At 55.5% G+C, this 9,010-nt stretch carries 7 protein-coding genes; 5 read left to right on the top strand and 2 right to left on the bottom strand.

Features of this window, described 5'->3' with window-relative positions; genetic code table 11:
• Positions 1-336 precede the first annotated feature (336 nt).
• Together WEB54_RS00065 and WEB54_RS00060 are read right to left on the bottom strand one after the other, a co-directional pair.
• A complete protein-coding gene (locus WEB54_RS00065; protein WP_368052603.1) occupies positions 337-2,517 on the bottom strand; it encodes a malate synthase G in 2,181 nt (726 codons plus the stop codon).
• A gap of 357 nt (positions 2,518-2,874) precedes the next feature.
• Positions 2,875-3,825, bottom strand: a complete 951-nt coding sequence (locus WEB54_RS00060) for a LysR family transcriptional regulator (protein ID WP_368052602.1) — start codon at positions 3,823-3,825, stop codon at positions 2,875-2,877.
• A 227-nt stretch (positions 3,826-4,052) separates the two neighbouring features.
• Between WEB54_RS00060 and aceA the strand changes: the two genes are divergently transcribed.
• The 5 genes from aceA to WEB54_RS00035 all read left to right on the top strand — a co-directional run bounded on the left by aceA (position 4,053) and on the right by WEB54_RS00035 (position 8,495).
• Complete coding sequence (gene aceA, locus WEB54_RS00055; RefSeq protein ID WP_368052601.1) at positions 4,053-5,387, top strand: isocitrate lyase; 1,335 nt, start codon at positions 4,053-4,055, stop codon at positions 5,385-5,387.
• 203 nt (positions 5,388-5,590) lie between these two features.
• The gene (locus tag WEB54_RS00050) at positions 5,591-6,730 is read left to right on the top strand and encodes a HupE/UreJ family protein (protein WP_368052600.1); all 1,140 of its coding nucleotides are present in this window, start codon (positions 5,591-5,593) and stop codon (positions 6,728-6,730) included.
• Positions 6,731-7,288: 558 nt separating this feature from the next.
• A complete protein-coding gene (locus tag WEB54_RS00045) occupies positions 7,289-7,501 on the top strand; it encodes a hypothetical protein (RefSeq protein WP_368052599.1) in 213 nt (70 codons plus the stop codon).
• A 36-nt stretch (positions 7,502-7,537) separates the two neighbouring features.
• Positions 7,538-7,834, top strand: coding sequence for a cytochrome c biogenesis CcdA family protein (locus WEB54_RS00040; RefSeq protein WP_368052598.1), 297 nt, complete (start codon positions 7,538-7,540; stop codon positions 7,832-7,834).
• Positions 7,835-8,108: 274 nt separating this feature from the next.
• Complete coding sequence (locus tag WEB54_RS00035) at positions 8,109-8,495, top strand: DUF302 domain-containing protein (RefSeq protein WP_368052597.1); 387 nt, start codon at positions 8,109-8,111, stop codon at positions 8,493-8,495.
• The last annotated feature ends 515 nt before the right edge of the window (positions 8,496-9,010 follow it).

Genomic DNA, 9,010 nt, shown 5'->3' with positions numbered 1-9,010 from the left:
GGGGGCTCGGAGACCGCATCCATGCGGTCTAACGGCCACCAGTAAGCATACCCGGCAGCCCTTGGTAGGCAACAGGTTGAATTGCAGCGAACTTCTAACTCAGTAGACCTGTGGTTAAACGAAAAGCGATTCATTACACAGGTCATTTCAAATACTGGGGAAATTTAACCCGTAGCTAAGTGCTGGCTGCCGGGTAGGCCTCTCCGGGGAAGTCTGAGGCATGGATGCCGAAGCCTAGGCCCCATGGACGGGTTCACGCCGACCCCGGAGAGGCCTACCCGGTGGCCAGCACGCACTCATGGCACCATATTCAACCGTGCCCCCGAAGTAGCGCCGTCAGGCGCGGTTGGTTGCCTTTGCCTTGATGCGGAACGCATGCAACAGGGGTTCGGTGTAGCCGTTGGGTTGCTGTTTGCCTTCGAGCACCAGCGCCAGGGCCGCCTGGAAGGCTATATTGTTGTCCGGGTCTTTGGCCATGGGGGTGTAGCTTGGGTCGTGGGCGTTTTGTTGGTCGACTATGGCCGCCATACGTTTCATGGTTTTGATGACCTGAGCCTCGGTGCAGATGCCGTGGTGCAGCCAGTTGGCCATGTGCTGGCTGGAAATGCGCAGGGTGGCGCGGTCTTCCATCAGGCCGATGTTGTTGATGTCGGGGACTTTGGAGCAGCCGACGCCGTGATCGATCCAGCGGACCACGTAGCCGAGAATGCCCTGGGCGTTGTTGTCCAGTTCGGCCTGAATGGCTTCGGTGGTCAGTGAGCCCGGGTCTGCCAGCAATGGAATCTGCAGAATGGCATCCAGTGAGGCTGGCTCGCGCTGGCGCAGGGCTTCCTGGCGCTCTGCGACGCTGATGCGATGGTAATGCACGGAATGCAGGGTGGCGCCGTTGGGGGATGGTACCCAGGCGGTGTTGGCACCAGCCATCGGGTGGCCCTGCTTTTGTTCCAGCATGCTGGCCATTTCATCCGGCATGGCCCACATGCCCTTCCCGATTTGGGCTTTGCCCGGCAGGCCTGCTGCGAGACCCGCATCGACGTTGTTGTCTTCGTAGGCGCTGATCCAGGCCTGCTGTTTCATCTGGGCCTTGGGAATCATCGGCCCAGCCAGCATGCTGGTGTGGATTTCATCGCCCGTGCGGTCGAGGAAGCCGGTATTGATGAAGACGGTGCGGTCACTGGCGGCCTGAATACAGGCCGCCAGATTGACCGTGGTGCGCCGCTCTTCGTCCATGATGCCGATTTTCAGTGTTTTGGCTGGCAGATCAAGCGCCTGCTCGATGCGGGCGAACAGATCGACCGCAAAGGCCACCTCTTCCGGGCCGTGCATCTTGGGTTTCACGATATAGACGCTGCCGGTGCGGCTGTTGCGGCGCTCGGTGTTGTTCAGTACATCATGCTTGGCAGCCAGAGCCGTCACCATGCCATCGAGAATGCCTTCCGGCACCTCGCGACCGTCGCGATCGAGCACCGCATTGATCGTCATCAAATGGCCGACATTGCGCACGAACATCAGGCTGCGACCATGCAAAACCAGCGGGCGGCCATTCAGGCCCTGGTAGGCGCGGTCACTGTTCAGTGAACGGGTGACGGTTTTGCCGCCTTTCTCGAAAGATTCGCTTAGCGTACCTTTCATCAGGCCGGTCCAGTTGCGGTAGACCTCGGTTTTGTCTTCGGCGTCGACGGCCGCGACTGAGTCTTCGCAGTCCATAATGGTGGTCAGGGCGGCTTCCACCAACAAATCCTTGACCCCGGCGGCATCGGTTTTACCCACCGGGCTGTTCGGATTGACCTGGATTTCTATGTGCAGGCCGTTGTTTTTCAGCAAAATGGCGGTGGGTGCCGCTTCATCACCCTGATAACCCAGGCATTGAGCGGGCTTGGCCAGACCGGTTCGCTTGCCATCGCTTAATTCGACCGAGAGAGCGCCATTGGCGATGGTGTAGGACACGGCATCAGCATGGGATCCGCTGGCCAGCGGTGTAGCCTGATCGAGATGCGCCCTGGCAAAGGCGATCACTCTGGCACCGCGCACCGGGTTGTAACCTGTCCCTTTTTCGGCACCACCCTCTTCCGCAATGGCATCGGTGCCATAGAGGGCATCGTACAGGCTGCCCCAGCGGGCGTTGGCCGCATTCAGGGCAAAACGGGCGTTCTTGACCGGCACGACCAGCTGAGGGCCAGCCTGTTCAGCGATTTCGGTATCCACATTGGCGGTGGTTATGGGTTTGACATCGGCCGGCGGCAGCAAATAGCCGATTTCCTGCAAGAAAGCTTTGTAATCGGCCGCATCGTGCGGCTCGCCGGAGCGCTCAGCGTGGTAGCGATCGACCTTCGCTTGCATCGTGTCCCGATCACGCAGCAGGGCTTCATTACGCGGGCCAAACTCATTCAGAATGGCTTCAAACTGATCCCAGAAATGGGCCGAGGTCACACCCGTGCCGGGCGCTATTTCCTGGTCGATCAGGGTGTATAGTTCGGTCGCGATCTGAAGACCGCCTTGTTGAGTTCGATCTGTCATGAGTCTGGCCTGTCGTTGTTTGCGTTTTATTCGAGTCTAGGGAGCCTGGTTGAATACGACTAATTTATAGTTCTTATAGTCACCATTCACAGTATGAATGCCATTTCACATTCCTGGAATGTTCCGTGTTCTATCTGGCCTTTTAAGTCACGTTTCGGAGTTCGACGTTTGCAATAACCTGAGTGTCAGGTACCGGGTTTGCTTGTCCGGGGAAGTCTGAAGCATGGATGCTTCAGTCTAGGCCCCATGGACGGGTTTACGCCGACCCCGGACAAGTAAACCCGGTGCCTGGCACGGACTGCTGGCAACATAGCAAAACCGAACTCCGAAACGTGAGTTTTAACCCTGACCTTGCCATTAAAACTCGGGGCTTGGAACCCGCTCTGCCACCTCGTTTATGAGACGCCGCATCCAGCGGTGGGCCGGGTCGTGGTGCAACAGCGGGCTCCACACCAGTTTGAGCTGGATACCGGGTATCACAAAGGGAGGCGCCATCACCCGCAGACGATCATTGTGCGCCTGCAGCAGAGCGGCCCGGGCGGGTAACGTCACTACCAGGTCGTTTTGCTCTGCCAAAAGCATAGCGGCCTGATAGTGACGGGTGAAGACGGTGATGTTGCGCTTGCTACCAAGCTGACCCAACACTTCATCGACCCAGCCCAGACGCTGCACATCGGCCGGATCGACCCCCACCCCGACACCATAACCTGTCTTGCTGACCCAGACATGCTGGGCCTGAAGGTAGTTCTTCAGACTGAAGTTGTCGAGAATGGGGTTCTCTGAACTGACCATGCAACAGAACTCATCGCGCCAGACGATGGTCTGGTGGAACGACTGGGGAATGTCGTCAAAGCGGTTGATGACCATGTCGACCTTACCCTGCTCCACATCCAGAAAGCTGACGTCACTGGGGGTCATCAGATCCAGAATGACGTTCGGCGCTTCTTCGCGCAAACGCCGCAACAGCGGCGGTACCAGGGTCGATTCGGCGTAATCGCTGACCATGATGCGGAACACCCGCTGGCTGTTTTCGGCATCGAAATCGGAACGGGGCTGAATGGCTCGCTCAATATCCTGCAGCACGGTGCGCAGCATGGGCTCGAGCTGTTGGGCGCGCTCGGTTGGGGTCATGCCTTCGCTGGTGCGGATCAGCAAGGGGTCGTCAAAGAGGGTTCGCAGGCGGCGCAGGCCGTTGCTCATTGCCGGCTGGCTGATGCCGAGTTTATCGGCGGCCCGGGTGACACTGCGCTCGCGCAGCAACACGTCCAGATACACCAGCAAGTTCATGTCGATGCGACTTAGTTGCATCTGTCTCTCCTGTTTCTGAAAGGGTCACGGTTCAGAACCGGATTATACTCAAGGCACCCCCATCATTCACCCCGTGAATACTGAAAATAATAACTATAAATTGGCCAAATCAGACTGGCGATTCTAATGTGAAGTCAAGGTCGCTGCAGAGACACACCGTTGCTGCAAAAACAACGATCACACAATAACTCACTACAACTAGACCGCAACGCCGAGAGGGCACAACCATGACCACTGGAAACTACAGCCGCCAAGCCGAGATCGAAGCCATCCAGAAAGACTGGGACATCAACCCACGCTGGCAGAACGTAAAGCGCACCTACAGCGCTGAAGACGTGGTGCGTCTGCGCGGTTCGCTGAAGCGTGACAACACGGTGGCCACTCGCGGTGCCGAGAAACTCTGGCAACTGATTAACGAGGGCGGCCGTCCGGCCTTTCGCCCGGAAAAAGACTTCGTTAACGCCATGGGCGCCCTGACCGGTGGCCAGGCGGTGCAACAGGTAAAAGCCGGCATTCAGGCCATTTACCTGTCGGGCTGGCAGGTCGCCGCCGATGCCAACTCCTCTGAAACCATGTACCCGGATCAGTCACTGTACTCGGTCGATTCGGTGCCCACTGTCGTCCGCCGCATCAACAATGCATTTGAGCGCGCCGACCAGATTCAGTGGAAAACCGGCAAGAACCCGGGTGATGAAGGCTATATCGACTACTTCGCGCCCATCGTGGCCGATGCCGAAGCCGGTTTCGGTGGAGTTCTGAACGCCTATGAACTGATGAAAAACATGATTCGCGCTGGCGCCTCCGGGGTGCATTTCGAAGACCAACTTGCTTCGGTCAAGAAATGCGGTCACATGGGTGGCAAGGTACTGGTACCGACTCAGGAAGCCGTGCAAAAACTCGCCGCAGCGCGCCTGGCGGCCGACGTTGAAGGCGTGCCGACCATTCTGCTGGCCCGGACTGACGCCAACGCGGCCGACCTGATCACCTCCGACTGCGACCCCTACGATGCTCCCTTCATCATCGGTGATCGCACGAACGAAGGTTTCTACCGGGTTAAAGCCGGGATTGATCAGGCCATCTCACGCGGCCTGGCCTACGCCCCCTATGCTGACCTCTTGTGGTGTGAAACCGCCAAACCAGATCTGGATGAAGCGCGCAAGTTCGCCGAAGCCATCCGCAAGGAGTTTCCGGACCAGTTGCTGGCCTATAACTGTTCACCTTCGTTCAACTGGCGCAAGAACCTGGACGACGCGACCATCGCCAAGTTCCAGACTGAACTGTCGGCCATGGGCTACAAGTTCCAGTTCATTACGCTGGCCGGTATTCACAATATGTGGCACGGCATGTTCAACCTGGCCCACGCCTATGCCCGCAAGGACATGTCGGCCTACGTTGAACTGCAGGAGCAGGAATTCAAAGACGCCGACAAGGGCTACACCTTTGTGGCACACCAGCAGGAAGTCGGTACCGGCTACTTCGACGACATGACCACGGTTATTCAGGGCGGCACCTCGTCCGTTACCGCTCTGACCGGTTCAACTGAGGAAGAGCAGTTCGCCTGATCCGCAAACCCCCGTGATCACAGGGAAGTGATCCGCCTCATCCGGGCTGCTGACAACCAACTTGGATCAGCATCCCACCCTTAAGTGCCCAATAAATGCATCGGCAGTCCATTTTGCTTCGTATACACTGGCTCGTGAACAGCATATTTCCGTTAACGCTGGTCATATAGCGCTCAAATAATAACTGCAATGGACTCTAACACATGATTTCTACCACCAAGCAGGCCCTTGCTGGCCTTTTTGTTGTTTTGCTGGCCCTGAGCACAGCCTCAACGGCTCATGAAATTCGACCGGCCATCATCGATCTGTCTCTCGAAGAGAACGGAACCTACAGGATAGACATTCAAACCAGCGTTGAGACCTACCTGGCGGGGATCGGACCGGACGTTACCGACACCAATGACGCGCCCCAGGCCGCTGAATACGATCGATATCGGGCCATGTCCGAGCAAGAGCTGACACCTGTTTTCGAGGCGTTTGCCCCCGAGCTGATAAACGGCATCCACTTCCAAGCTGATGGCATCGATGTCAACCTGCCTGAACCGAGCCTTACCCTAACCACTGAGCCGGATCTGGACCTTGCCAGAGATGCTGTCATTACCTTTACCGGCACGTTGCCAGTCGGCAGTTCAAGCCTGGACTGGCAATGGGATGAACAGTTTGGCGGGTCAGCTCTGCGGGTCAGTTCCGCAGCCGGAGAGGAAATCTATACAGAGTATCTTCAGCCCGGTGTGGCCACAGGGTCCTTTGATATCACCGGGGCCGTAAAACAAAGCGGTTTTTCAATATTTTCAAACTACATTGTTATTGGCTTCGAACACATCTTGCCTAAAGGGCTCGATCACATCTTGTTCGTGGTCGGCTTGTTTCTGCTCAGCTCAAAATTAAAGCCTTTGTTATGGCAAGTAAGCAGCTTCACCCTGGCGCATACGGTAACGCTCGCTCTGGGTATGCTGGGTATCGTGACAATACCAGCGGCTGTTGTGGAGCCATTAATCGCGCTTTCTATTGTCTACGTTTGCGTCGAAAATCTTTGGTCACGCAATCTTAGCAAATGGCGACCTGCGGTTATTTTTGGATTTGGCCTATTGCATGGCCTCGGCTTTGCCAGCGTTCTGACGGAAATAGGGTTAAGCCCAAATCACTTTATTACAGGTCTGATCGGCTTCAACATCGGGGTTGAGCTCGGACAGTTGACCGTTATTGCCCTGTGCTTTATGGCTGTAGGCGTCTGGTTCAGGAACAAGGACTGGTACCGGAGCTACATCACGAACCCGGCATCCATCGCGATAGCCTTGATGGCAGGCTGGTGGGTATTCGAACGAACTGTTTACGGAGTCTAGCCGTTAACATGGGGCTAACGGGACACGGATGTTCCAGACAGTAGGGTTTCGAAGTATCAGATCGCTCAGTAAGTAGCGTCCAATCATCGGCTGACTCTACTGGTAAAAAAGATGTCTTCGACTGAAAATTCGGTTGCCCCACGAGTATCCTCTCTGTTCGTTCAAGCTAGCGACGCCCGCGATGACGACCTTCACGCTTAGATACATCCTTGTTTTTACCTCTATTAGCGCAGGTCACTACAAGTGTGGTCGAAAGTGCGCCACAGGAAACTGAGCGCTATACACAACCGCTCAATCATTCCCTCCACTCGGGCTATCATAGCTCTCTCGATCGCCCACCCAGTCTCTGATCCTCAATCGTTTAATTATCGTTACGTTCAGAAAAGAAGCTAAACTACTGCCTTCTGATCTCACCACATGACGAATTATCGGCTGTGAATTGATTGCTTGAACGACACTTTATTTCGAATTGGAGTAGAACGCGTAGGATGAGAGTTCTCAAACTGAGCTATCCCATACATCCACGCAATTTCTTAAATTGACCCGGGAGAATTCAAAATGATGATGGATATGAGTTGGGGCTTGCACTTGTTCTGGTGGCCTTTGGTCGCTGCACTGGTGGTCATACCATTATGGCGAATCTGCGAAAAGCTTGGATTCCCAGGCATTCTCAGTGTACTGGCACTGGTTCCCATACTGAACCTGGGGTTGCTGTACTTTCTCGCGTTCAGCGAACCACCCGACGGCAACAATAATCATTCTCACCCATGAGCGGATTGGAGAGCCTTAGACTACTAACCGCTTTCATTGGGGGTTTGGTGTCATTCTTTTCACCCTGCACCCTGCCCCTGGTGCCTGGTGTCTGGCTATCTGTCCTTTATAGGAGGCCAGGCCGGTCAGGGTGATCGCCTGTGGCGGCTTGTGTTGAGCACCATGTTTATCCTGGGCTTCACACTCGTTTTTGTCGCCCTGGGCGCTGGCACTACCGCGCTGGGACAATTCTTTCGCCAATACCAGCAAAAGGCTGGATTGGCGGGGGAGCTCATGATCCTGTTTGGTGCGTTCATGGCCGGGTTCGTGCCCATGGATGATGAACTGGTTTGAGGTTGTTTAGCGAAAGGTAACGGTGAAAGCAGAAACAGGATAAGGGTAAGGGTAAAGCAATGAGATTAGGTTGGTTAACAGCTGCAGTGCCGGGTGCTGGTATAACGCAAAAGTTAGGTCCACCGAGCCAAGCGAAGAGAGTCCCGGAGCTGTCCGGTACCCCAGTTAATATTGAAATATTCTAATTTACCCTTTAAACCAGCGCCATCGGACTTCATGGTTCCTATCCAGGCCCACATACCAACCTGATAATCCTGAATGGAGTACAAACACGATGAACTACACCATCAACCGACTTATACAGAACGCTGATTTCGATACCGTCGACGCACGTACCCGTCAAGCCCTGGCAGACCAGGGATTTGGCGTACTGACAGAAATTGATGTCCAGTCCACCATGAAAAAGAAACTGGATAAAGAGATGGCGCCCTATCGAATTCTCGGGGCCTGCAACCCAACGATGGCATTTGAAGCCATCAGTATTGAGCCCCGCGCGGGTGCTATGCTGCCCTGTAACGTCATTCTTCGATCAGTCGAAGACGGCGTCGAAGTAAGCGCCATCGACCCCGTGGCCTCAATGAGCGCCATTGAAAACGATGAACTGAAAGCAGTTGCCAGCCTGGTACGGGACCTGCTAAGCAAGGCAGTTCTGTCTGTGTAGTGAGGGGACCGGATCATTGAAGTCGAAGCAGCCTGCAACATTCCCGGCCACTATCAAGCGGGTATGAGCACAGATATTACCGTGACAAACGATACACTTGCTCAAAACAGCTAAGCCGGGTAACCGACCGCCCTGTCTGTTCGGCGGGGCATATTACCCTGATCGAGCGCGGAACCGTCACGAACTTCCTCGTCAACTACATCGTGCTTGGTCTCTCTATCGTTCTACGGTATTCACCGTGCTCTTCGAGGATACTGCCGCGATGCTCGATCTCCTCCTCGCCTTCGCCGGCCTTCTTGCGACGCAGCTTCTCGGGCGTGAAACACAGGCGGGCCCGCGCTTCGGCGCCGCTAAGCCGCCGGAAACCTGATTGTGGCCGGCATGGATTTCAAGCCTCGTTGAAAAACATCCTCAGCCTCAGAGGGTCATGCGTCCTGAATTTCATGTTGACCCGCTCCACACTTCGGCCTCAGTCCAACTGACCCAACGCAATTGCAAATACTACTCCAATCGCA

The sequence above is a fragment of the Saccharospirillum sp. genome (assembly GCF_040881935.1).
In the GTDB taxonomy this organism is placed as follows: Bacteria; Pseudomonadota; Gammaproteobacteria; order Pseudomonadales; family Natronospirillaceae; genus Saccharospirillum.
Note: the sequence above shows the minus strand (reverse complement) of the source record. Positions and strands in the feature narration are given on the sequence as shown.